The sequence below is a fragment of the Streptomyces capoamus genome (assembly GCF_014654935.1).
GTDB lineage: Bacteria > Actinomycetota > Actinomycetes > Streptomycetales > Streptomycetaceae > Streptomyces > Streptomyces capoamus.
In genome coordinates this window covers 1-21,969 of the sequence record NZ_BNBF01000047.1, presented here as the reverse complement: position 1 = coordinate 21,969, position 21,969 = coordinate 1, and the positions used below count along the sequence as shown (strand labels likewise).

Sequence of the window (21,969 nt, the reverse complement as noted above, 5' to 3'; positions counted from 1 at the left end):
CACATCGCCCAGCGACCTTGCCCGTCGTTCACCCATACGGAGGACTGGACTGTGTTCAACAGCCACGTAGATACGGGCAGGCGCGTCTCCCCCACACGCGCCTGAGACGCGCGTCCCGTGAACCTGCGAGGTGACCGGCGGAGAGGTCGGCCCTGGCAGGCGGAGGGCGCCGTCATGCTTGTCGACGGGGGCCCTTCTGCACCCAACGCGGGCCGCCCCGGGCGCGGTTGTGCCCGGGAGCAGGACGCCTTGACCGAGTCATGGCGCCTAACGGCCGAAAGGGGCGAAGACGCGTACGCCCCCCACCGGTCGCTCTAGTCCGCTCCGCGCCACAGTCACCAGGGGCGGGGCGGTGTCTCGTGAGTCCCCCACCGCAAGATCATTATCTGTGCCTGGTCCTCGTCGGCCTTGTGAGACAGGTCCGCCGCCGAGACGGGGAGGCGCTAGGCCTCAGGCCCGGGCTGTGACGACGAGTGTCCCCACTCGACGGGTGCCCACCGGCGCGGCCAGTACAGAAGCACGGACGTCCATGTAGCCGCACTCGGCCAGCAGCTGTTCCCACACTCCCGGCTCGTAGTCCCACCGCTTCACGACAAGCGGGTCCTCGTCGGGGTCGCGCGGAATGTATGAGGCCTGGCAGCCGTAGCAGCCCTCCACGGGAGGCCGCTGAGAGAACACGAGCCGGCCGCCCGGGCGCAGCCGCTCACGGACGGCGGGCAGCAGCACCGCCGGGTCGGTGAACCAGACGGCGCCGTACACCGAGTACACCGCGTCGAAGCCGTCCCGGTCCTCCAGCAGGAAGCGGACCGCCTCCGCGTGGTGCAGCTCCAGACCTGGCACCTGCCCCCACCGCTCGCGCGCCGCAGCCAGCTGCCGGGGCGAGATGTCGACGCCGACGGCGCGCATGCCGATCGCGGCAAGGTGCGCGGCGTTGCCGCCCTTGCCGCAGCCAAGGTCCAGCACGCGGGCGCCAGCCGCGATGTCCAGCAACTCGGGGCCGGGCCCGTGATCCTCGTACTGGGTCAAGTTGAACCAGGTCGTCTCGCCGCGGGCGTTCACCAGCCGGCGTTCGGGCCGCTGCTGCGAGTAGGTGTCCCAGGCGATCGCGGTGTCTGTCACGTGGTGCTCCGCTCATAGGGCCAGCCGCCCGGCTGTGACGCCCGGACGGCTGGAGTCTTGCACGATGGGCGCGTTACTGCTTGCCGCTGTTGGGGCTGTCGGTGCACCCGGCGTGGCACTGGCTGCAGTCGGCCATGTCGGGCCACAGCTTGTCGTCAACGGCGTACCCGGCGGCCATGATGGCGGCGAGAGTGCGCTCGCGGGTGGCTTGCACACCGCCCGGCATCTCGTCGTCCTCGGCGGTCGGGACGTGGTGGACGAAGTGTCCGACGACCTGCTCGCAGAAGCGGGCGTAGTCGACGGTGTGCAGGATGAAGGCGTGCCAGCCGTAATCGACCAGCTTGCTCGGGGCGAGGGACTGGCCAGGCTGCTGGCCGGATGCAGCGATGAACGCGGCAGCCTGGCCGACGATGCGGCGGGCGGTCGCCTCGGTGATCTCCGGGTGTTCGGCGGTGATGCGGTGGGCAAGCCGGTCGGTCACCTCAGGGTCGACCAGGGTGATCGGGTCGGTCGCGCTCATGGGACGCTCTAACGTGACGGTCATGCCTTCCTCCTGTTGTGGGTGGTTGCCCCCGGGGCCGAGGGCATGGGCCCGCGCGACTCTTCGGCGTTGAGGCCGTGAGGCGGGCGGGACATCGACGCGCAGCACGGGCAGGCGTACACCTCGACGTCGAGGACGTGGGCGCCGCTGCTGCCTCGCGCGGTGCCGGCGCTGGTCCCGCCGCAATGGAGGAGGGACCTGCCGCACCAGCAGCACGCCCAGCCGGAGTACTGCGCGTGCGTGAGCGAGTTCGCGGGCGGGAGTGGGCGGCTCATCTGTTCGTCCCCAGCTGCGCCCACAGACGGCATTCGTCTGTGGACAGCCCGGCGATGGTGGCCAGTCCGGACAGCAGCGTCCAACCGGGACCGTGGTTGCTAATGAGCGGTAGCGGGTCTGGGCCGGTGGCGGTGATGCGGATGCGGGAGCCAGCGGTGGAGGGGGTCATCTCTACAGCTGCGGCGCCCGAGCTAAGGACAGCTACGAAAAGCTCGTTCGCAATCAGTGGCGCGTCCGGGTGCCTCACACGGCCGGCGATCCAGAGGCGAACGTGGACCGCCTCGACGGGCTCCCTCTTGAACGCCTTCTGCCACATGTGACCCGATTCGGGCATGACTGTCCCCCGCAGACGGCGGTTATTCGAGTACGGATACCGCTTTTCTGTACACAGATTGGCCCCGCAGTTGGCGCTGGTCAAGGGGCAGGGGAGAGTATGTGTACTCAGATTGACGCGATCACTTGGAACGGTGGTACGGCAGTGGCACAGCCCGAGTACCTGCGCATCGCCGCTGAGCTGCGGCAGCGCATCGCCTCCGGCCAGCTCGCGCCGGGCGACCAGCTGCCCACGTTGCCCGCGTTGTGTACGACTTATGGCGTATCCGAGACGACCATCCGCAACGCACTCCGACTGCTGGCCACCGAGGGACTCATCGAGACCCGGGCCCGTGCGGGCACACGAGTCCGGCCGCGTCCGCCGATCCACCGCATGGCCGCCGACCGGTACCGGTCGACACCGGGCGCCAAGTCCACCCCGTACACCCGTGACCAGGGAATCGGCTGGTCGGAGTACCGACTCGACAAGCGATTCGAGCGAGTCCAGGCGGACACCGAGTTGGCGGCGCTGTTCGACTGCGAGGTGGGCGAACGGCTGCTGGCCCGGCACTTCGTCTTCTACGACAACGACCAGCCCACCCAGATGAGCACCAGCTACGTCCGCTGGTCCGACGTTGCCGGGACGCCGGTCGCTGACCCCATCAACGAGCCCTGGCCTGGCGGAACTCGGGCGCAGTTGGGGTCGTTGGGTATCCGCGTCACCGCGATCACCGAGTCGTTCACCGCAGCCATGCCCAACGAACTTGAGGCGGAGACGCTCCGCATCGGCGCCGGCGTGCCGGTCCTGCGGTACACCCGGAAGCACATCGCCGATACTGCCCGCGTCGTTGAGGTCGCCCATCCCATCGTGCGACGCGGTGACACCACCATCGTCGACTTCCGCATCGAACTGGACGACTGATCCCAGACGCACGAATGCGGCCCCGCTCTCCCGAAGGAGAGCGGGGGCCGTGGTCGGGATCCGATGTCGTGAAGGTAGGGGCGGACCTCGTCCGGAACCGGCTGCGGCAGCGGGGGCGGCTCCATCTGCGCCTGACGCATGTACGCCCCCAGCGACCGCGCCCCACCCCGCGATGTACCGCAGCGTGCCACAACCGTGCCCAGATGCAGGGGTCAGCCACGGTCAACACCGGTGCCTCATGGGCGAGTACGCGCCCGCTCCCTGGGTCGGTGAAGCCGCAGCTCTGCAGGGAGACAACCCAGCCTCGCTCTTAAAGCGGGTGTCGCAGGTTCGAAGCCTGCCGGGGGCATGAGGTCAGAGGGCAACAAGATCACCTGCAACAAGGCCACAGCCACCGTCAAGGTCAAAAGGCACGGGGAGAACTGCCGCCACGACTACGGCGACAATGGCGACTGCGGCAACTCCTACAGTGGAGACGAGCGCGACGACCCTCACGTCACCACCGCCGGGTAGCCCAGCAGAAACCAGGGTCCACCCCGCAGATCGCTGACCCGCGCCCCGCTCCGGACCCCGGAGCGGGGGGCGACGCTCGTACGCACAGGCGCGCACGCCGGCCCAGGGCACGAACCAGGTAGGGACGGTCCGGCCTTGCACGAGGCCGTCTCAGTTTCCGTCCGGTTCAGTTACGTGCTCCGCCGTTCAGGCGGGTCTATCGACGGAGACCGTCCCGGCACTCGCCCGCCTGTGCACGCAGATGAACGGCCATGGCCGTGTCTCTCGACCCCACCAACAGACTTGGAAAGCGTGCACCTGTCCCCGGTTGGGAGGTTGGCGGCTTCTTTGGACTTTTAGCTAGGCGCGGGTGACGCTGACGCCGCCAACCAGGCCCCAGGCGTCGATCCGGACCGTCGGGCCACCCGGCTCACTCGGGCCATCGTCCTTCACTCCGCCCAGGCGCAGCCCGTGGACCTCCACCCGGACATCGCGGCGGACCTTGAGGCTGACGCCGCCGATCAGGCTCAACTTGGTGATGCGCAGCTCGGTGCCGTCCGGGATGTCGAAGTCCGTCAGATCGACATCGGCACCACCGATGAGGGAAGTGGTGACGGTCCTCTCGTGGAGGGTGGCTCCTGCCAGGCGATGACCGCCGATCAGGCTCACCTTGATGTCGGTCTTCCGTGGGTTCTCCCCGTTGCTCTTCGTCATGGGAAGTACCGTACGGACGTCGGCCCGCGAGCCTCAGTGCTCTGCATCCGGTATTGCATATGACAGGTGTCATGCCGGAGCCGACACCGAACCTGAGTGGAACGCGGCCCTCAAGAGTCGGTGGGTACCCACTGACGCACATCGTGGTCGTTCGTGCCGTACCAGTAGTGGGGCAGGCCCTTGATGCTGCTGGTGCGGAACGGGTGACCGTGGTCGTCGATGCGGACCGTGCCGGTGCGGCCCTGGGATGACCAGTCCAGCTCCAGGTACCAGTTGCAGTCGTAGGCCTCGGTGGTCGCGGTGACCTGCAGCACCTCCGGGTCCTCGGCGGAGACGCGGTAGGGGAACTGAACCGCGGGGACGGGCTTTCCGCTGTCGTTGCCGGGGCGCGCGCGGGCGATCGGGCGGTCGGCGTCCAGGTTCACGGAGAAGTTGCGGGGCGGCAGATCACTGCCGCAGCCCTGGCCCATGGCGTACGCGTTGCCGGTGACCGGGGTGCCGCGGCTGACGATACGTACCCGGAGGGCGGTGAGGACCACGGCCGTGGACGACTTCCCCTGCACCGAGATCTGCACCATCGTCTGCCGCCCGGCTACCGCCTGCTGCGTCGCTGCCCACACTCCGGCGTCCTGCTCTACCGGCGGCGGGGGCACCTGGGCCGGCTCCTTCCCGATGACGTAGTCGTGCCCGCAACCGCCGTCCCAGATCTGCGACTCGGCGGTCCACGCGAGCGGCACACCGGTTGGCACGGATGCGTCGCTCGTCGTCTCAGCCGACGATCCGCCCTTCGGCTCGGGGCTCCCTGAAGCCCGTACTCCTGTGGAGGGCGAGGCCGAAGAACGGCTGCGGGAGGGGCTGGGCGCAGGGACCGAGGGGTGGTGTGACGTACCGGTTCCTGTCGTACGGGACTGACCGGGGGCCTTGGCGGAGTTGTCGTGAGACCGGTGGGCCGACAGCGCCGACATACTGCCCAGCGTCACCAGCAGTACGGTCGCCGTGGCTGTGCCGACGACGGTACGGCGACGGCGGTACCAGGGCCGTCCAGTCGAGCGGACCGCATCGCACTGGGCCGTCGACTCGCGACTGCCCGGTTCAGGAACATCGGGAGCAGCCAGTGCGGCGTCGGGGGCGCCGGCATCGAGTCGCGGTGGTGAACCGCTCGTGCCGCCCCCGTCACCACCGATGCTGTCGGCACCGCCACCCACACTGCGCGTGCTGCCACCCGCACGCCCCGCTGTGCGGCTGTCCGGACCCGAAGCCCGCTCGTCCCCTGTCGGCTTCAGTGCCCCTTCGCTCTTTGTCGGTTCTGCTGCCTCCTCACCCGCCCTCGGCCTCTGTCGTGCCGTCACCGCGAGCAACCACAGGCGGTGCAGATCGAGGCGTTCCTCCGGTGTTGCTCCGCAGAAGGCAGCCAACCGCTCCACCGGGGCGTAGTCCTGCGGGACCGCCTGTCCCGCGCAGTAACGGTGCAGCGTGGAGGTGTTCATGCTGAGACGGCGGGCCAGGGAGCCGTAGCTCCGGTCCGTGCGGTCCTTCAGCCGGCGCAGCAGCGCCGCGAACTGCTCGACGTCGTCCTCGGTCGACACCGCTCCCCCAACCTCCCACGTGTCCCCGTATCTCAGGCGGCCCATATACCTGCACGTCAGATGGGCTGGGATGGTTCCACCCCCGCCGGGCGGGCGTCCGGCGTTGCGCGGGGCCGTCGTGACGGCTGATGCTCTTGGTGTCGCACCGACCAGGGCCGGACCGACCAGTCGGCGACGGGCGACAAATGACACTCATCCACTCATCCACGGGGGACACCCATGCCCCAGCGCACCCGAGCAGGCCCACCCCTCGCACTCGCCGTCACGGGCTCGCCCTCGGCACGACGCTCGCCACACTGGCGCACGTCGCGGCCAAGGCGTCGGCTTTCTCACGGCGGCCCATCTCCGTTCGTATCCAGGCTGGTTCTGAACGGTCGGCAAGGTCACCGCCTGCCCGGAGCTGGTGAAACGGGACCGCTGTGCACGTATGGCGCTGGGCGGCGACGGCCCGGACCTGGTACCGGGAGCCCCGTACCGCACTCGACAGGAGCGAGCGTCCGTCAAGGTCAGGGTGCAGTTGTCCAGGACGGCTGTGGCGAACGGGCGCTTCGCGCGGCTGAGCAACGACATCCGACTTCCGGCATGCGCCGGTGAAGGCCTTCAAGAAGACGGCCGTCACCGGCCGTGGACAAGTTCCGCTGACCGCATGACCGAGGCCGCCCTCCGCCACGGGGGTGGGGAGGGCGGCCAATCGACCGCTGACGGGGCAGCGCTCGCCGACCCGAAAAGGCGATGGCCACACGACGGCCCCGGCACGAAGACACCGGGCCGTGAGCAACCACATATGGATCAGAAAAGGAAGATGCACATGAACAGGAAGTCCCCCGCACACCGCCGTCCGGGCCGCCGCGCGGCCGTCGCCGCCGGCCTCGTCCTGGCTGTCGGACTCGGGGTGTCGACACAGGTGTCGGCACAGGCATCCGTCCATGCCCCCGCACAGTCGTCCGCCGCCGCACCGCAGTCGGTCAGCGGCACGAGCGGCCAAGTGGTGACCCGGGTCGCCGACTTCTACGGCGCGTACATCGACGCCATCGGCGACTACACGGACCCGGACGCCACGCTGGAAACGGTGCTCCGCAAGCACTACCTGACTCCCGACTTCGCCAAGCGACTGGCGGCCTGGGAGAAGAAGCACGGGGCGGACGGTGTCCTGCGTGCCCAAAACGTCCCGCAGAAGTGGACGGTGACCGACAACGGCGCCGTGGGTAACGGCCATGAGGTCGTCGTCACCCTGACCTTCGGCAGCGGGGGGACGACGCAGAAGATCAAGCTTTTCGTGCTGGTGGAGCGGTACAACCACATCGTCGACATCGGCACCACGAGCAACCGCTGACAGCAGAGCCGCTCCGGCAACCCCTGCTCGGTGGTTGGTGACGGAGCTAGCTGACATCCACGTCTGACATCAACGGCAGCAGACGTAGGCATTCCTGGTGATCGAACTCCTGAAGCAGGGGTCGCGTATTCGAATCCTGCCGGGGGCACCAGTTCAGAGGGTCTTCACCTCCCGGCGTTGGGAGGTGAAGACCCTCTGACGTGTCCAGGTCGTCGGTACAGTGGCGCGCCTACCTGTTCTTCTAGCTGTAAGGGCCGTCCCACCAGCGGAACCTCAAGGGGTCAGCTGGTGTGATATCGGCAGGGCTCAGATCAGCGCATTGGTGGCCATCCGCGCTGGGCACCCAGCCGTTCCACCCGCTCGAACAGTCCCTCAGGCACGTCCACGCCCTTCTCCCGCGCAGTCTCAATGCGATGCCTGACATGCCCGAGGATGTCGTCCATCTCCTCATCACCGAGTGCGGTGAAGCCCGTCAGCTGTTCCCGCATACGGGCCTTCCGTGCGTCCCCCGAGTTGATCACGAGATCGACCATAGGCGGTTCAGCTTCCAGGGCAACACTGCTCGATGAAACCCACCGCTCCGCCCCACTCGTGCCCTCAAGCGTCAGCTAGAGATGCCGCCACCTCGCGCAGAAGCCTCTCAGGAGAGGTGGTGACCATAGACCTCCCACAGGTTCCCTAGGAAGAAGCGACCGAAGTCGCATGCGGCACGGCGGGCATCGGGGCCGGAGACACGCAGGGTCACGAGTTCGCGGACGAAGTCCGGTTTGAGGATGTGCAGCACGCCGGCACCGATGATGGGGGTGTCGCCTTCGGGGGTGTCGGGAGGCAGCTGGCCATGAAGTAGGCGGAAGAAGAGAGTAGAGGTGTCGGGCCAGACCTCGACGCCGCTGCCGTGGTGAACTTCCTTGCGCCCGGTCAGAGCGACGGGCTCGCCGTTGCCGGAGACGGTGTGCAAGAGGTAGGAGAGGTGGCGCGTGGTGGGAGTTTCACCTTGGGTGAAGAGATTGAACCATCCCTGCGAAACAGGGAGTCGGCCGCCGAGCGAAGGGGCATCCAGCCAGCCTTGAGCAAGTGCCGTGTGACTGGGCTCTGCCAGAAAGCGGAAGACGTCGGACACCGTGATGGTCAGATGAAACATCAGGCGACGCTGTGCAGCTCGGCCCAGGCGTTCGCCGGTGAGCGGGTCTGCTTCGTCGAAGGCAAAGAAGCCCTTCATCTCCTCGGTGAAGGTGAGCCTGGTCGGTTTGCCATGCGGTTTCGGAAGCGGTTCTGCCCGTTGGGCCGGACGGCTTGGCGTGGCGGGCTGAGTACGTCGTGTCTCTGCGGGGCGGTGCTCCAGCAGGCGGGTGGCGAGCCGGTCGGCCCAGGCAGCGATGGTGAGGGAGGGATTGGCTCCGACTGGTCCGGGCATGGCCGCACCATCGGCGATCCATAGGCCCGGGTGGTCCCAGACCTGGCCGTGCGGGTCGCAGACGCCCTCCTCCTTGGTGCGGCTCATCGGTGCGCCGCCGAGCGGGTGGACGCTGATGACCCGCCGGAAGAACCAGATGGGGTTGTCAAAGTAGCGAGTCCCGAGAGTGTCGGCGAAGCAACGCATGGTGCGGCGGACGGCGGCGAAGTAGTCATAACTGGTGTCCGTTCGCCAAGTCGCCTGGAGCAGCCCGGACTTGTCCAACAGGAAGGTGCCGTCGGGGGTGTCACGGCCCATGCCGAGCAGCGGCAGTGCACCGCCGGAGAGCGAGCCACTGCCGACGAGGCGGGAGATCTCGCGGCCGACGTGCGACGAGGGCTGACGGGTGAGTCGCTCGGCCGCCCAGCGGGCGAGAAATTCGCCGAGGCGAAAGATGCGCCCAACTACGTCAGTGTCCTCCATCATCCAGTCGACGAAGCCCGGATAGCCTCCATCCTCTATGTAGTAGCCGCGGCCGGCGCCCTCCGTGTCGAGGCGGTCCGGCATGCGCACGGCCACGGTGATGACAGGGCCGTGGGCGGCGTCCAGTTCCAGGCGGCGGCCGTCAAGGGTGGGGAGCAGGAAGGTGAGCAGGTCTCCGTTGCCGGAGAAGCGCGTGCCGAGGGCGGTCCCCAACCCCCGCAGGTGGTGTCGGTTGCGGAGCAGTAGCCAGCTGGTGCCGTACGTGCCGGCGGCGAGGACGAGGTGGTCACAGTGGATGGAGCAGCGAGGCAGGTCGAGCGTGCGGCCTGGTTGGTCGGGCTCGTGCTGAACGTATTCGACTAGGTAGCCGCCATGCTCAGCGGCGCGGATGGTGGTGGCCTCGCTGAGCGTCCGCACGTCGGCACCATGGCTGACGGCGGCGGAGAGATAGGTGTGGTCCAGGCTGTTCTTGGCGCCCTCATTGCAGCCCAGGTCGCACTCGCCCAGCAGGCGGCACGTGCGGCGGGCGGAGCCGTAGAGGCTGCCATGGATGTTGCCGTACTCGGGCAGCGGGATCGGCAGACCAAGGCCGGGCTCTTCACCCTTGCTTGGGGCGAAGGAAACAGCCAGAGGCGGAAGTTCCCAGTCCAGGCCGAGCTTCTCTGCGGCCGCGATCATCTGGTTGGTTTTCGCTGTCTGTGCGTAGGCCGGGTCTCGCAGGGGGTAAGGCGTTGCGGCAAGCATCTGCTCGACGCGGTCGTAGTGCTCGTCGAGGTCGGCACGAGTAACGGGCCAAGTTTCGTAGCCGCCGCTTGGAAGAGGGTCGTCCTGGACGAACCATTTTTCGTCCTTGCGGAGGAGGACGTTGGCGTAGATGAGAGAACCGCCGCCCAGACCGGAGGAGGTCAGCGAGTCGAAGTGGCCAAAGCGCCACATCTGGAACATGCCGTGCAGTCCAGCGGAAGGGTCCCAGAGTGCATGGCCGACTTCCCGTGGACTGCGAGGAAAAGAGCCGGGCGGATAGGCACGGCCGCGCTCCAGGACGATGGTGCGCAAGCCTGCCTCGGCGAGCCGGTAGGCGACGACGGAGCCGCCGAAGCCAGAGCCGATGACGAGGGCGTCAACGTGTTCGGGTCCGCGAGTCGGAGTGCTCATGCGAGTGCCTCCCAGGAGATGAGATGGCGCCCGGCCGGTGCTTGAGATGCGCGAGATGCAACACGCGTGCAGGCCACGGTTCGTCCAGGTCGTGATGAGCAGGTGCCGCGGCGGAGTGGTCGGGGCGGTGGCCGGGCTCGTCCGGGACGATGGAGTATTCGTCCAGCAGCGTAGCTTCGGGCGGCGGGATGCGGGCCCTCGGCGTCGCGTGCCAGCTCCCATGTGGACTTCTCACGGTATGCACCCGCGCTGACAGACCTGGTCGAATGTCAGCTGCTGTGGCGCTTCAGAAAGTCCAGGACGGTGGGGAAGACATCTTGGTGGACATCCTTGCCCATAAAAACGTCCTGATGGCCGTAACCAGGTATGACGGCCAGCTCATGGCGGCCGGGTGCGGTCTTTTCCAGCTCGGCGTAGCAGGCTTGATTACTGCCGTCGAAGACATGGTTCTGGTCGCCAGTCATCAGCAGCAAAGGGGTCTTCAGCCCCGCCGCTGCGTCCAGGTAATCGTTCGGCAGGGCAGCGTAGGCCGGATTGCTGCGGTCGTACTTGACGGCGCGCTTGGCCCTGACCATGGCCAGCACATGGCGGTAGTAGCGGTAGCTGGTGGCCCCGTAGAGGTCGCCTCCACGACGGTGGGTGACCTCGAGCAGGTTGCGATGCTCGTAGAGGGCAGGTCGGCCAGTGCCCCACATGACGCTGAGCATGTGACATGCGGGCACATCGCACTCCGTGTGGACCAAATCCACGAGCTTACTGATCAGCCAGCCCCGGGTGAGGAACGGATTCTCCGACCATGTGGGGTCTAGGTAGGGGACGCCGATTATGTACTCGGCGAGAGTCGGGAAGAAAGCTAGCTTGACAGCGGACCAGGACGGAACGCGTGGAGTCAGCGCGACGCTGTTGGCAACGCAGCTGGTGATGTCGGTGACGGTGCCGGCAGCTAGGGCCATGGTGAAAGCGACAGCCCCCAGGCAGTGGGTGATCGCATGGACGCGGACCCTGTCGCCTGCCTCTTGGCGGAGTTTCCCGAGGGCGGCCGGGAAGTCGTAGAGGGCCAAATCATCCATCGTCCAACCATGCTCGACCCGGTCGTACGGGAAGCGGTTGCTCATCCGGGTGTCGAGCGTCCAGACGTCCTCATAGCCATTGTCAAGTAGATAAGTGACCAGGTTGACATGCTCCGGCATGATGAACATGTCGCTGGACGTCGTCAAGCCGTGAACCACGAGCACAGCGGCCTGCTGGTGCGAGGCACTGGCGCGTTTCCGCTCGAAACGGAGCATGGAGAGGCCGAGGCCGTCGTCCGTATTAAAGGGATGGACAGTAAGCTGAGCGTCTGGGACACCAGAGGTCGTCCACAGTGGAATCTCACGGGTGCTGCTTGGTTTGGGCATGGTCACCCTCCCGCATGGCCACAGGCAGGAATTACCTTCCACCTATACTCGCGATTGTCCGCCTGGGCGCGAATGATCGCCTCTTGGGCGGGCGGTAGGCCACCTACACAACCAAGCCGGACAGTGTTACCCCCAGCTTTCGCCACAAGCGCGGCTTGGCAACAAGGTGAGTGACCATCGAGTGATCACGCAGGTAACTAACTCGTGCGCACCAGACACCTCGAATGCAGCCATCGCGCTTCGGTGGTCCTTATTTTATGCGGCCGGGGGATCCTGCGCGATCGGGGCGGCCTGCGGGGAACTTTTCGATAGAAGAATCAGATAATAATCGTCACAATATTGCGGTACTGGTGGACCCGGCCGGCCGAAGTCAGCTCGGCCTGCTTCATGCGCACCAGGTCAACCACGGGGTCATCTCAGGGTCCTTCTCGGCGGCCCCGCAGGCCACTCCCCCGCCGCCTCGTCGGCTCCGGCCGTGCAGGCGGGCGTAGGCGAGCGTAGGTCGCCGGGTTCACGCAAGACCGGCGAGGGGAGCGCTGGGTTGCCAGGAGACGGGCAGGACGACATCGACGCCGTCCCGGCGGGCCAGGGAAAGGAGTCGGCTCATGGTGGTGTCGAGGTCGTCGAGCAGGTAGGGCATGGGGCGCAGTGGCCGGTCGAGGCCGCGGAAGAAGTCGTCCCAGTGCACCAGGATGACCCGCTTGGCCCCGGTCGCGGCCACGACCTCGTCCCAGTAGGTGTGCAGGAACTCGGCGGGCTGTTTGCCCAGCATGCCGACACCTAGGTAGACGACGTCGGCGTGGTGACCGCGCAGCGCGCCGGGCCGGTAGTTGGCGCTGGCGTGCAGCAGTACGCGGCCGGCGGGGTGGGTGACGAGCACGGAGTAGGCGGTGCCGGTCTTCCAGGCACCGGCGCGGGCCGGCGGGGTCAAGGGCTGGTCGACGGTACCGGGGTAGTGGTCGCCCGGGCTGTGCACGGAGTCCAGGAAGGTCAGCGTGAAGCTGCCGTAGGTCGCGGTATCGCCGTCGCCGACCACCCGCAAGGACGACTCGGGTACCCCGAGGCCGCGCCCGATGTTGGCGGTGGACTCCGACCCGACCAGCTCGGCGCCGGTCTCCAGCGCCCACACCGGTGCGTCGAGGGCGTGGTCGTAGTGGGAATGCGCGCACACAACGGCGGCGAGGGTGTCCACCCGCAAGCGCTCGATCGCGGCACGGACCAGCGCTCGGTTCGGGGCGATCTTGCCCATGCCCACCCGCAGCATCCCCGGGCGGGTGACGAACCCGTCGCTGAGCACCGATGTCTGCCCGTCCGACAGCAGCACTGAACTGGTGCCCAGGAAGTGAGCGCTCAGCCCCCCAGGGTGCGCTGCAGTGCGCTGCTGGTACGGCAGGTAGGGCCGCAGACTGGGACGACCGATCGGCACCTTCATACGAGCATCCTCGGACCCCAGGGACACGAGTGCCACGTCCGGACCTCGTGTGGCCGCTTCCCGGGCGGCACCGGGCAGGCGTCCGTCATGGTGCGGTGAACAATGCGGGGAAACCTGGCGCGAGCCAGGGCTTGCGCCCCCAGGCGAGGACCTTGCCGCGGGCGATGGCACCGGTGGTACTGCGCCTGCCCAGTGCGAGCAGGAAGAACGTGATCGGTTCGATCATGATCGTGCAGTCGGGACGGCGCGGGGGCTCGGCGTGCACGGCCACCGTGCCGTGGGTGAACGTCACTGTGAGCCTGGAGAGGCCGCGCACCCTCAGCTCGTAGCAGGCACTGTGCCCGTCAGCCGCTCGTACATCGACGACACGGGGCATCGCAGTGATCAGGAACGGCATCGCCAGAGCGACCCTGTCACGGTCGATCATGTGTGGTCGGCCAAGTGCCGCCGCGATGTCATAGCCGTGCCCGAGCATGTGGGTCAGCAGGTAGGAGCCGAGGGTTCCCAAGTCCATGGGCCCCAGCGGTGTCATCGTCGGTGTGTCCGCCGACCGCAGGCCGGCCGCCTCGGTGAATGCCCGCGCGTGCCGGACGATGCCGTCCGCCAGGACGGAGGTGTCGCGTTCGGGGAAGGAAGCCAGCGAGGCGGCGTTGGCCGCCGCGAGTCCTCCTGGTGTGCCGTCGCCGTAGACCTGCTCACGCCCTGCGGCGAGGGCAGCCATCAACTCGTTGGCCAGGACCAGATGTGCCGCAGCCTCTGCAACCGTCCACTCGGCACCGGGGATGGGCACCGTGGCGTCCGTACACGACCGGAGCAGCCCGGCTATCTCCTCGGCTACGACACGAATGGCTTCAGGCAGCCGCGATCGCGTGGCAGCCTCACGGTGAGGGGCGGTCATGGAAGTGAAGGGTGGACCAGCCCTTCGCATCTGTCCATCTGTCCGTCTGTCCCTCTGTCCCTCTGTCCGTCTCTCCGTCTGTCCGTCTGTCCGTCTGTCCGTCTGTCCGTCTGTCCGTCTGTACAGGTACACCGATCGACGTGCGGCACAGTCAGGATCCCTCCCGTCCAGCGGAGGGGAGGGACCCTGTACTTGCAGCACGCGTACGGCACATCGGCGCGCTCATGTGGCGCGTCGGCTGCTTTCAGGGCCGGCCGAGCGCACGGTACGTCCAGCCCGCCGCGCGCCAGCGTTCGGCGTCCAGGGCGTTGCGGCCGTCGATGATGTACGGTCGCGCCACCATGTCCCGCAGTACGGCGGGGTCGAGGTCCCGGAACTCCTGCCACTCGGTGAGGTGGAGGACCACATCGGCCTGACCCAGGGTGTTCTCGGCGGAGGTCGCGTAGGCCAGGGTCGGGAACGACTTGCGGGCGTTGTCCATGGCCTTGGGGTCGTAGACGCTGACGTTGCCGCCCTGGAGCTGTATCTGCGCGGCCACGTTGAGGGCCGGGGAGTCCCGTATGTCGTCGGAGTCGGGTTTGAACGCGGCGCCGAGGACGGCGATCCGACGGCCGAGGAAGCTGCCCCCGGCCGCTTCGCGTGCCAGGTCGACGACCCGGCTGCGGCGGCGCATGTTGATGTGGTCGACCTCGCGGAGGAAGGTCAGTGCCTGGTCCACGCCCAGTTCTCCCGCCCGGGCCATGAAGGCGCGGATGTCCTTGGGCAGGCAGCCGCCGCCGAATCCGACGCCGGCGCGCAGGAAACGGCCGCCGATGCGGGTGTCGTGGGACAGGGCCTCGGCGAGGAGGGTCACGTCGGCGCCAGTGGCCTCGCAGACCTCGGCCATGGCGTTGATGAAGGAGATCTTGGTGGCAAGGAAGGCGTTGGCCGAGGTCTTCACCAGCTCCGCCGTCGGGAAGTCGGTGACGACGACCGGGGTTCCGTTCGAGATGACGGGGGCGTAGACCGCGCGCAGGCGTGCCTCCGCCGCCGTCGACCGCACGCCGAAGACCAACCGGTCCGGCCGGAGGGTGTCCTCGACGGCGAAGCCCTCCCGGAGGAACTCGGGGTTCCAGGCGAGTTCGGTGCCCTCGGGCAGCATCGCCGCCAGTCGCTCGGCGGTGCCGACCGGGACGGTGGACTTGCCGACCACGAGCGCGTTCCGGCCGGCCAGGAGGGGGGCCAGGTTCTCGATGACGGCGTCGACGTGGCGCAGGTCCGCCGCGTTGCCACCGGGCGACTGCGGGGTGCCGACGCAGGAGAAGTGGACTTCGCCGAATTCGGCGACTTCCTCGTAAGAGGTGGTGAAGCGCAGCCGCCCGGTGGCAACGTGCTTGGCCAGAAGCTCTTCCAGACCGGGCTCGTAGAAAGGGACCCGCCCGGCCCGCAATGCGGCGATCTTGTCCGGGTCGACGTCGATCCCGAGAACCTCGTGACCTATTTCCGCCATACAGGCTGCATGCGTGGCACCGAGATATCCGGTGCCGATGACTGTCACACGGGCAGACACTGAATCGCCTTCCGCACATGGTGCTCAGTGACCTCTTTGGAGGTCTGTGGAGAGCGGAACCATAACCCGGGGAAGAGAGCGGATCGACCGCGCCGGCCCATGTCACGCAAACGTCACCCGAGTGTGATCTTCACCGTTTTGAACATGTAACCCTCACACGTCTTTCACATCTCTATTGAATAACGAACGATCTTGATGTGCCCATTTGAGGTGTTTTTCACGATTTAGCACACCGTAACTGCTGCTAGTTTCCCGCCAGTTGGCGAGATCACCATCGGTGTCAACGACACCAGGGGTAGTAGGGCGACCGGGGCCGCGCAGCGTCGGCGGAGCAGTCGGCGCAGCGTGCCGGCACACGACCTTCCGTGCCTGAATCTCCGATTCCACGGCTCAGGGAAGGTCATGCTTGCGTATTTGCTGGAATTGAGGGAATGGCGGAACAACGGGGTCGTCTACCCGTTCGCTGTTTTCATGACCATGGTCTGGTCGCTCTGGATCATCCGCATTCTGCTGGCCCGCCGCTACAAACCGTGGAAGCGCCCCTGGCAGACGACGACCTCTGTCATCATTCCTGTCGTCGACGAGCCGGAAGACCTTTTCCGTTCGGTACTCCAGCGAATAACGGAACAGCGGCCGACCGAGGTCATCGTCGTCATCAACGGCCGGCGCAACCCGGTCCTGGAGGACATCTGCACCGACATGGGTGTCGACTGGCGCTGGACCGAGACGCCCGGCAAGCGCAACGCGCTGCGCGTCGGCCTGGCGGAGGCGAGCGGCGAGATCGCCGTACTCGTCGACTCGGACACCATCTGGACCACGGACACCCTGGCCGAGCTGGTGAAGCCCTTCCGCGATCCCGAGGTCGGCGGTGTCACCACCCGGCAGCGGATCCTCGACCCCGGGCGCTCGGTGCTCACCCGTTGGGCCGACTGGCTGGAGAGTGTCCGCTGCCATTACTCGATGCCCGCGATGAGCGTGGTCGGCACGGTGGGCTGCCTGCCCGGCCGGACCATCGCCTTTCGCCGGAGCATCCTGGAGAACTGCATGGAGGACTTCCTCGGCGAGAAGTTCCTCGGCGTCTTCCTGGAGGTCAGCGACGACCGGACGCTGACCAACTACACCCTCAAGGCCGGCTACAAGAGCGTCTACCAGTCCACCTCGCTCGTCTACACCGACGCCCCGCTGGAGTTGCGGAAGCTCGCCAAGCAGCAGTACCGCTGGGCGCGCGGCTCGCAGTACAACACCCTGCGGATGTTCTGGTGGATGCTGCGCCACGCGAAGATGCTCTGGCTGTTCTACATCGCCGACATCCTGGTGCCCTTCGTCCTCCTCGGCACCTTCGCGTCCTGGGCCGTCGCGGTCTGGCAGCGCGACAAGCCCGGCATCTACAACCAGCTGCCGCTGCCCCAGACCCCGTGGCACGCGCTGGTGTTCGTCCTCGGCCTGGCCGCCTTCATGTCCCTGATCTCGATGGCCATCCGCTTCGGCCGCCACTTCGCCTACCGGCCCAAGGACATGGTCTTCCTGCCGGTCTTCATGGTCATCAACACGCTGCTCCTGCTCCCGGTACGCCTCCTCGGCTTCTTCCGCATGGCCCACAACGCGAGCTGGGGAACCCGCGCCGACAGCTTCGCCGGCGAACGCACCCGCAGCCCGCTCGTCGTGGTCCCCTACCTGCTGGGCGCCGCCCTGCTCTTCGGATCGGTGATGATGAGTGTCTAGCGCAGACGCACCCCTCGGCCGGCCTCGCGCCAAGCGCCTGCACTGGTGGAATCGCGGCAGCGGTGTCCGGCTGCGGCTGTGGATGGCCGTGAACGTCGTCGTCCTGTCGCTCCTCAGCTACGGCGTCTACCTCCTGGCCAACTCCAGCTCCGAGCCGGTCTACCAGGGCCTCGGTGTCCCCGCGGCCGAGCCCGGCATCAAGGACCGGCTCACGTCCGGGACGTCCGCCGCCCGCAGCATCGTCCCGGAGAAAGGTTCCTTCACCGCTCCCGAGGGCAAGTACTTCGGGCTCAGCAGCACCCAGATCCCCTGGTCGTCCAAGAAGACGAACACGCTGGCGAAGGCTGCCGGGCAGCGGCCGACCATGTCCGAGTACTTCGTCAACTGGAACGAGGACTTCGACCCCACCGCCGTAGACGCCTCCTACCGGCAGGGCATGCTCCCGGTGATCTCCTGGCAGCCCTGGGCCGGTCGGAAGCATGGCACCGACCAGCCGGAGTACGCCCTCGCGAAGATCTCCGACGGCACGTACGACGCGTACGTCACGCGCTTCGCGAAAGCCGTCGCCGGCCACAAGTGGCCCGTGGTGATCCGCTTCGCGCACGAGATGAACGGCGCCTGGTACCCCTGGTCGGAGCAGCGCAGCGGCAACCACAAGGGCGAGTACGTGAAGGCCTGGCGACACGTCCACGACCTGTTCGAGCAGGCCGGCGCCGACAACGTCATCTGGCTGTGGAGCCCCAACATCCTGCGCCCGGTGCCCAAGGTGAGCCTGGCCGAGCTGTATCCCGGCGACGACTACACCGACTGGATCGGCATGGTCGGCTACGCCGTGCAGGAGAGGACGGCGGCCGCCGTCTTCGACCCGACGCTGAAGAAGCTGCGCAAGCTCACCGACCGGCCCGTCGTCATCACCGAGGCCGGCGCAGAACCCGGCGCCTGGAAGGCGGCGTGGATCGGTGACTTCTTCGACTGGCTCGGAAAGAGCGAGCAGGACGACGTCATCGGCTTCATCTGGTTCGAACGCGACCGGGAACAGGGCGGTGGCGCGGACTGGCGCTTCACCGAGAACGCGGAGACGCTCAAGGCGTTTAGGCACGGGCTCGCGGGCATCGGCCTGACCGGGGTGGCCGACGCGTCGACGCGGACGCCGGCGGCCCCCGCCGCCACTACGTCCGGGTGATCCGCGCCAGCCGTACGGTGCCCAGTCCGCCGGCGAAGGCGCGGGTGGTCCCCGGGGTCTGGGAGAACCGCCAGTCCTGGTGACCGCCGTCGGCACGGCTGCGCTCGAACCAGACGAAACCGATCACCTCCCGGTGCGCGACGAACCATCGGAAGAAGGCGGCTGTCCAGGCAGCCTTCTTCCGGCCCGGCCGGGCGCCGGTCTCGGCGATCACCACCGGGCGATCGGTCAGACCGCGCAAACGAGCCAGTGTCGTGTCGAACACCGCAGCCGCCGTGGACTCGTCGTCCTGATAACCCGTCATCCCCACCAGGCCGACGTACGCGTCCCCGGGATACAGCGCGCGCAGGGACACCGCGGGCGCGTCGCGCACCACGTTCGGACTCCACAGCCAGACGGCGTTGTCGGCACCGGCCCGCTCGAACAGGTCGTGGACGTGTCGCCAGGCCTTCACGTAGTCGCCCCGGTGGTTGCCGTTGCGCTGCTCCGACCAGGGGAACCACGTGCCGTTCATCTCGTGGGCGAAGCGGATCACCACGGGTCGCCCCTGCGCGTGTACCGCCTCCGCGAAGCGTGTCACGTAGGCGTCGAAGCCGCCCCCGGCGATCCGCGCCAGCGCGTATCGCGGCTGCCGTGTCCCCGCGCCGGAGCCGGCCCAGGGCTCCCAGGTCAGCAGCGGCACCGCCCCCTGCGCGTACGACGCCCGCACCGCAGCCGGACGGAAGTTCTCCGTCCACTTGACGAAGTACTCCAGCATGTTCGGCGCGCGCCCCGCCTTCCGGGCCACCGTGACCGTCTCCGCCCGGGACCACGGGGCCTGCGGGGTGCTCACCCCGAAGTACCGGCCTCGCGGTGCCGTGATCCGCCGTACGGCGTCATCCACCGGCTTCGCGGACGGTGACCGCCCGGAGACACAGCCGGTGAGCAGCAGCCCCAGGGTCAGCACCGGGACCGCCACGAACCGCGCTGCACGTCCTGCCGTCACCACGACATGGTCGCACTCCAGCCCCGCACTCCTCTGGGCGGCCAAACTGTGCGCCCTTCAACGAGCTACGGACGCGCAGCGCACGCAGGTTTTCGCCGCCGGGCGGACTTCGAGGCGCTCCGTCGGGATCGGCTCACCGCATTGCTCGCAGCGCCCGTAGTCGCCTGACTCCAACCGCTCCAGGGCGCGATCGAGATCGTTCAGATGCTCGCGCGCCTGGGACAGCAGCGCGGCCACGTGCGCCCGCTCGAAGGCCGTGCTCGCGCCCTCCGGGTCGTGCTCGTCGTCGATGGCCACCAGTGCGTTCGCCTCGACGATCCCTTCGAACTCGCGGCTGAGGGCGGATATCTGGTGCAGCGTGCCGACGCGGTCGGCCGCGAGCAGCGCCCGCATCGACTCGCCCCGGGGTGCGGCGAAAGCGGCACTGGTGGATTCATCGCTCATATCGGAGGAAACCTTATTTTCCTGTGCCGAATTCCCGGGTGCTCGGGCGACGACGGTGACGGTCAGGAGTTCGCCGGTGCTGTTCTCACGGTGTGAGGACGACCTTCTTGCAGTGGTCCTTCTTGTTCTTGAACAGGTCGTAGCCGGTCGGTGCCTCGGTCAGGGGCAGCCGGTGGGTGATGATCCGGGTGGGGTCGATCTTGCCCTGCTCGATCAGTCCCAGCAGCGGCTTCATGTACTTGTGCACGTGGCACTGCCCGGTGCGCAGGGTCAGGGACCTGTTCATCCAGGCACCCGCCGGGAACTTGTCGATCAGTCCGCCGTAGACGCCGATGACCGACACCACGCCTCCGCTGCGACAGGACATGATGGCCTGGCGCAGGGCGTGCGGCCGGTCGGTCTCGGAGCGGACCGCCTGCTTGGCGCGGTCGTAGAGGTTCACGTGGGAGGCGCCGTGGGTGGCCTCCAGGCCGACCGCGTCGATGCACTTGTCGGGGCCCCGGCCGCCGGTGAGTTCGAGCAGGGCGGACCGTACGTCGGTGTCCTCGAAGTTGATGGTGGTGTAGCCCTGGGCGGCGGCCATGTCGAGCCGGTAGGTCTCCTTGTCGATCGCGATGACCTTCTCCGCGCCCAGGACCCGCGCGCTGTCCATGGCGAACTGGCCGACCGGGCCGGCGCCCCAGACGGCCACGACGTCGCCTTCCTGGATGTCGCACATGTCGGCGCCCATGTACCCGGTCGGCAGGATGTCGGACAGGAACAGCACCTGCTCGTCGGTGAGGTCCGACTCGATCTTGAGGGCGTTGGTGTCGGCGAGGACCACGCGGGCGTACTCGGCCTGGCCGCCGGCGAAGCCGCCGGTGAGGTGGGAGTAGCCGTAGATGCCGGCGGTGGGGTGGCCGAACAATTTCTCCGAGATGCCCGCGTTGGGGTTGGTGTTCTCGCAGCACGAGTACAGCTCCGCGCGGCAGGACGCGCAGGCGCCGCACGCGATGGGGAACGGTACGACGACCCGGTCCCCGACGCGCAGTGTGCCGTCGGTGATGCCGGAGCCGACCTCGACGATCTCCCCCATGAACTCGTGGCCCATGATGTCGCCCTTTTGCATGGTGGGGACGTAGCCGTCGAGCAGATGGAGGTCGGAGCCGCAGATCGCCGTCGAAGTGATCTTCACGATGGCGTCGCGGCTGTTCAGGATCGAGGGGTCGGGGACGTCCTGCACCTCGACCGAGTTGCGTCCCGTCCAGCAGTTCGCCTTCATGCCAGGGCCTCCTTCAGTTCGTCCTCGGTCAGCGGCCGGGCCGGGTGCTGCGGGAACTCTCCGCGGGCCCGCTTGCCGCCGGGGGCGCCCTCGGAGCGGACGACCTCGCCGGTCTCCGCGATCTGCTTGAAGCGGCGCAGGTCGTCGTCCAGCTGCTGGTGCGGTTCCTCGCCGAAGTAGCGCGCCGCGGCCTGGCCCAGCGCGCCGCCGGGCAGGTCGTAGCGCAGCCTCACCCGGATCTCGGTGCCCCGGCCGCCGGGGGCGGGCTCGAAGCGGACCTCGCCGGAGTTGTCGATGTCGGCGCCGTCCACCGACCGCCAGGCGATCAGCCGGCCGGCGACTTCCTCCGTGGTCTCGGCGTCCCATTCGACCGTCCTGCCGAACGGCGCACTGGCCCGCCAGTGACTGGTGCGCGGGCCGGTGACGCGCACCTCCTCCAGGTGCGCCATGAAGTCCGGCAGCCGCTCCAGGTCCTTCCAGAAGGCGTAGACCTCGTCCGGGGGCCGGTTGACGGTGGTGGCCGCGGTCAGTTCCATGGGGGTGCTCCTACGGGTGCGGGTCACGGCCGCGTAGATGTCCGTCGCCGTGAGGGCGGTGACCGCGGCGGTCGCGGCGACGGTGCGGCCCAGGCCGCGGCCGTTGTGGTTCCTCAGGGCCCGGGTCAGCATCGTCAGGTCCATGAGGTCGCCGCCGACGCGGCCCCAGAGCCAGGCGGGATGCGGTCGCCCCAGCAGCCCGGAGGCCGCCGCCAGCTCGCGCACGCCGACGGCGG

19 protein-coding genes are annotated in these 21,969 nt (G+C 67.9%); 5 read left to right on the top strand and 14 right to left on the bottom strand.

The genetic code is table 11. The features are described from left to right. Nucleotides 1–450: 450 nt before the first annotated feature. On the bottom strand, nucleotides 451–1,119 hold the full coding sequence (locus IE312_RS37125; protein ID WP_189986725.1) for a class I SAM-dependent methyltransferase: 669 nt from the start codon (nucleotides 1,117–1,119) through the stop codon (nucleotides 451–453). Between the two features lie 73 nt (nucleotides 1,120–1,192). After that, nucleotides 1,193–1,663 (bottom strand): glycine-rich domain-containing protein, encoded by a 471-nt coding sequence (locus tag IE312_RS37120; RefSeq protein ID WP_229900904.1) that lies wholly within the window; start codon nucleotides 1,661–1,663, stop codon nucleotides 1,193–1,195. A gap of 751 nt (nucleotides 1,664–2,414) precedes the next feature. Here IE312_RS37120 and IE312_RS37115 point away from each other — a divergent pair. After that, nucleotides 2,415–3,170 (top strand): GntR family transcriptional regulator, encoded by a 756-nt coding sequence (locus IE312_RS37115; RefSeq protein WP_229900903.1) that lies wholly within the window; start codon nucleotides 2,415–2,417, stop codon nucleotides 3,168–3,170. A 348-nt stretch (nucleotides 3,171–3,518) separates the two neighbouring features. Continuing rightward, nucleotides 3,519–3,683, top strand: coding sequence for a hypothetical protein (locus IE312_RS37110; protein WP_189986723.1), 165 nt, complete (start codon nucleotides 3,519–3,521; stop codon nucleotides 3,681–3,683). A gap of 339 nt (nucleotides 3,684–4,022) precedes the next feature. Here the strand turns inward: IE312_RS37110 and IE312_RS37105 are convergent, their stop codons facing one another. Both IE312_RS37105 and IE312_RS37100 read right to left on the bottom strand, forming a co-directional pair. After that, entirely contained in the window at nucleotides 4,023–4,376 is a 354-nt protein-coding gene (locus tag IE312_RS37105) for a hypothetical protein (protein ID WP_189986722.1), read from the bottom strand. Nucleotides 4,377–4,486: 110 nt separating this feature from the next. Then, a complete protein-coding gene (locus IE312_RS37100; RefSeq protein ID WP_189986721.1) occupies nucleotides 4,487–6,007 on the bottom strand; it encodes a helix-turn-helix domain-containing protein in 1,521 nt (506 codons plus the stop codon). 763 nt (nucleotides 6,008–6,770) lie between these two features. Here IE312_RS37100 and IE312_RS37095 point away from each other — a divergent pair. Continuing rightward, on the top strand, nucleotides 6,771–7,295 hold the full coding sequence (locus IE312_RS37095) for a hypothetical protein (protein ID WP_189986720.1): 525 nt from the start codon (nucleotides 6,771–6,773) through the stop codon (nucleotides 7,293–7,295). Between the two features lie 311 nt (nucleotides 7,296–7,606). Here IE312_RS37095 and IE312_RS37090 read toward each other — a convergent pair whose 3' ends face one another. From IE312_RS37090 to IE312_RS37065, 6 genes are all read right to left on the bottom strand, one after another. Next, entirely contained in the window at nucleotides 7,607–7,783 is a 177-nt protein-coding gene (locus IE312_RS37090; RefSeq protein WP_189986719.1) for a hypothetical protein, read from the bottom strand. A gap of 152 nt (nucleotides 7,784–7,935) precedes the next feature. Then, entirely contained in the window at nucleotides 7,936–10,326 is a 2,391-nt protein-coding gene (locus IE312_RS37085; protein ID WP_189986718.1) for a GMC oxidoreductase, read from the bottom strand. 269 nt (nucleotides 10,327–10,595) lie between these two features. Then, nucleotides 10,596–11,723 (bottom strand): alpha/beta fold hydrolase, encoded by a 1,128-nt coding sequence (locus IE312_RS37080; protein WP_189986717.1) that lies wholly within the window; start codon nucleotides 11,721–11,723, stop codon nucleotides 10,596–10,598. Nucleotides 11,724–12,234: 511 nt separating this feature from the next. Beyond that, nucleotides 12,235–13,155, bottom strand: a complete 921-nt coding sequence (locus tag IE312_RS37075; protein ID WP_189986716.1) for an MBL fold metallo-hydrolase — start codon at nucleotides 13,153–13,155, stop codon at nucleotides 12,235–12,237. Between the two features lie 85 nt (nucleotides 13,156–13,240). Further along, a complete protein-coding gene (locus tag IE312_RS37070; RefSeq protein ID WP_189986715.1) occupies nucleotides 13,241–14,053 on the bottom strand; it encodes a maleylpyruvate isomerase family mycothiol-dependent enzyme in 813 nt (270 codons plus the stop codon). A 244-nt stretch (nucleotides 14,054–14,297) separates the two neighbouring features. Next, the gene (locus IE312_RS37065; RefSeq protein WP_189986714.1) at nucleotides 14,298–15,602 is read right to left on the bottom strand and encodes a UDP-glucose dehydrogenase family protein; all 1,305 of its coding nucleotides are present in this window, start codon (nucleotides 15,600–15,602) and stop codon (nucleotides 14,298–14,300) included. 402 nt (nucleotides 15,603–16,004) lie between these two features. Between IE312_RS37065 and IE312_RS37060 the strand changes: the two genes are divergently transcribed. Further along, complete coding sequence (locus tag IE312_RS37060) at nucleotides 16,005–17,324, top strand: glycosyltransferase family 2 protein (RefSeq protein WP_189986713.1); 1,320 nt, start codon at nucleotides 16,005–16,007, stop codon at nucleotides 17,322–17,324. Next, nucleotides 17,317–18,507 carry a glycoside hydrolase family 26 protein gene (locus IE312_RS37055; protein ID WP_189986712.1) on the top strand — a complete coding sequence of 397 codons (1,191 nt, stop codon included), beginning with the start codon at nucleotides 17,317–17,319 and terminating at the stop codon, nucleotides 18,505–18,507. Before IE312_RS37060 ends, IE312_RS37055 begins: the two co-directional genes overlap by 8 nt. Here the strand turns inward: IE312_RS37055 and IE312_RS37050 are convergent. The 4 genes from IE312_RS37050 to IE312_RS37035 form a co-directional block, all read right to left on the bottom strand. Next, the gene (locus tag IE312_RS37050) at nucleotides 18,494–19,492 is read right to left on the bottom strand and encodes a glycoside hydrolase family 26 protein (RefSeq protein WP_229900902.1); all 999 of its coding nucleotides are present in this window, start codon (nucleotides 19,490–19,492) and stop codon (nucleotides 18,494–18,496) included. The genes IE312_RS37055 and IE312_RS37050 overlap by 14 nt on opposite strands. A gap of 57 nt (nucleotides 19,493–19,549) precedes the next feature. Further along, nucleotides 19,550–19,936 carry a TraR/DksA family transcriptional regulator gene (locus IE312_RS37045; RefSeq protein ID WP_189986710.1) on the bottom strand — a complete coding sequence of 129 codons (387 nt, stop codon included), beginning with the start codon at nucleotides 19,934–19,936 and terminating at the stop codon, nucleotides 19,550–19,552. An 85-nt stretch (nucleotides 19,937–20,021) separates the two neighbouring features. After that, nucleotides 20,022–21,197, bottom strand: a complete 1,176-nt coding sequence (locus IE312_RS37040) for a zinc-dependent alcohol dehydrogenase (protein ID WP_189986709.1) — start codon at nucleotides 21,195–21,197, stop codon at nucleotides 20,022–20,024. After that, the coding region (locus IE312_RS37035) for an SRPBCC family protein (RefSeq protein WP_229900901.1) at nucleotides 21,194–21,969 on the bottom strand (776 nt) is incomplete at its 5' end. The genes IE312_RS37035 and IE312_RS37040, both read right to left, overlap by 4 nt.

What these genes read in the sequence shown, in the direction of transcription:
- IE312_RS37120 (WP_229900904.1), bottom strand. Translation starts at nt 1,663, where the DNA reads ATGACCGTCACGTTAGAGCGTCCCATGAGCGCGACCGACCCGATCACC.
- IE312_RS37110 (WP_189986723.1), top strand. Translation starts at nt 3,519, where the DNA reads ATGAGGTCAGAGGGCAACAAGATCACCTGCAACAAGGCCACAGCCACC.
- IE312_RS37105 (WP_189986722.1), bottom strand. Translation starts at nt 4,376, where the DNA reads ATGACGAAGAGCAACGGGGAGAACCCACGGAAGACCGACATCAAGGTG.
- IE312_RS37100 (WP_189986721.1), bottom strand. Translation starts at nt 6,007, where the DNA reads ATGGGCCGCCTGAGATACGGGGACACGTGGGAGGTTGGGGGAGCGGTG.
- IE312_RS37095 (WP_189986720.1), top strand. Translation starts at nt 6,771, where the DNA reads ATGAACAGGAAGTCCCCCGCACACCGCCGTCCGGGCCGCCGCGCGGCC.
- IE312_RS37090 (WP_189986719.1), bottom strand. Translation starts at nt 7,783, where the DNA reads ATGCGGGAACAGCTGACGGGCTTCACCGCACTCGGTGATGAGGAGATG.
- IE312_RS37085 (WP_189986718.1), bottom strand. Translation starts at nt 10,326, where the DNA reads ATGAGCACTCCGACTCGCGGACCCGAACACGTTGACGCCCTCGTCATC.
- IE312_RS37080 (WP_189986717.1), bottom strand. Translation starts at nt 11,723, where the DNA reads ATGCCCAAACCAAGCAGCACCCGTGAGATTCCACTGTGGACGACCTCT.
- IE312_RS37075 (WP_189986716.1), bottom strand. Translation starts at nt 13,155, where the DNA reads ATGAAGGTGCCGATCGGTCGTCCCAGTCTGCGGCCCTACCTGCCGTAC.
- IE312_RS37070 (WP_189986715.1), bottom strand. Translation starts at nt 14,053, where the DNA reads ATGACCGCCCCTCACCGTGAGGCTGCCACGCGATCGCGGCTGCCTGAA.
- IE312_RS37060 (WP_189986713.1), top strand. Translation starts at nt 16,005, where the DNA reads ATGCTTGCGTATTTGCTGGAATTGAGGGAATGGCGGAACAACGGGGTC.
- IE312_RS37045 (WP_189986710.1), bottom strand. Translation starts at nt 19,936, where the DNA reads ATGAGCGATGAATCCACCAGTGCCGCTTTCGCCGCACCCCGGGGCGAG.
- IE312_RS37040 (WP_189986709.1), bottom strand. Translation starts at nt 21,197, where the DNA reads ATGAAGGCGAACTGCTGGACGGGACGCAACTCGGTCGAGGTGCAGGAC.